This is a genomic window from Endozoicomonas atrinae (assembly GCF_001647025.1).
GTDB lineage: Bacteria > Pseudomonadota > Gammaproteobacteria > Pseudomonadales > Endozoicomonadaceae > Endozoicomonas > Endozoicomonas atrinae.
Genome location: NZ_LUKQ02000714.1, coordinates 1 through 653 on the forward strand (window position 1 = coordinate 1; position 653 = coordinate 653).

The following is a 653-nucleotide window of genomic DNA, read 5'->3' on the forward strand; positions in this document are numbered from 1 at the left end:
CAGGAACGTGCGGTCAGGCAGTTCGTCGACGAAGTTGCGGTACTCGGGATCGTCAGTGGCTTCTGATCCGGTCATGGCCAGAAGGGCATTGAATGGCGCTGTGCCGTTCGGCTCCAGCATGGTAAACAGTTCGCGGTAGTTGCGTGGGCGATGGTGCTCGTCGAATTGACCTGTGCCCCGCAATCCCTGGATTCCTACGGTCATGGTAGTGTCCTTTGTCGGATTGTCGTGTTCTCGGGTTACTTGTCGAGTCGATCTGCGTTGGTGGGATGACCATCACCGCCGCGGGAACTCGGAACATCGTGTGAAGTTGGCCGTAGCGAATACGATGTTTAGGGGTATGGTAGGCGGGAGCGGGGACGGGATCGTCCCTCGGGGTGATATTTTATTCTTCAGTGTTGTCCGACAGGACTCTGGCGTGGATTTCTTTGACCAGATCGGTGAGGTAATCCATTTTCGTGTCGAGGGTTTCGGTGGCCAGTTTAACCAATTCAATATCTTTGGCCATTAGACAGACCTTCGCGGTTTCGCTGGCAGCATCTCGGGCTTCGTCCTCATCAGCACCCAGTTTCACCAAGCATTCGTAGAGTTTTTCGTTAATCATGGTAATTCCTTTGTCTGTTGTTCAGTGTTTATGTGCGAGCTGAGTATAG

Annotated in this window: 2 protein-coding genes; both read right to left on the reverse strand. The window is 53.1% G+C overall.

All coding sequences use genetic code 11. From position 1 onward, the window contains the following. A partial coding sequence (locus AK963_RS30225) for a hypothetical protein (protein WP_139117829.1) occupies window positions 1-204 on the reverse strand: 204 nt, incomplete at its 3' end. A 181-nt stretch (window positions 205-385) separates the two neighbouring features. Next, window positions 386-604, reverse strand: coding sequence for a hypothetical protein (locus tag AK963_RS30230; protein ID WP_066018854.1), 219 nt, complete (start codon window positions 602-604; stop codon window positions 386-388). Between the last annotated feature and the right edge of the window lie 49 nt (window positions 605-653).

What these genes read in the sequence shown, in the direction of transcription:
- AK963_RS30230 (WP_066018854.1), bottom strand. Translation starts at nt 604, where the DNA reads ATGATTAACGAAAAACTCTACGAATGCTTGGTGAAACTGGGTGCTGAT.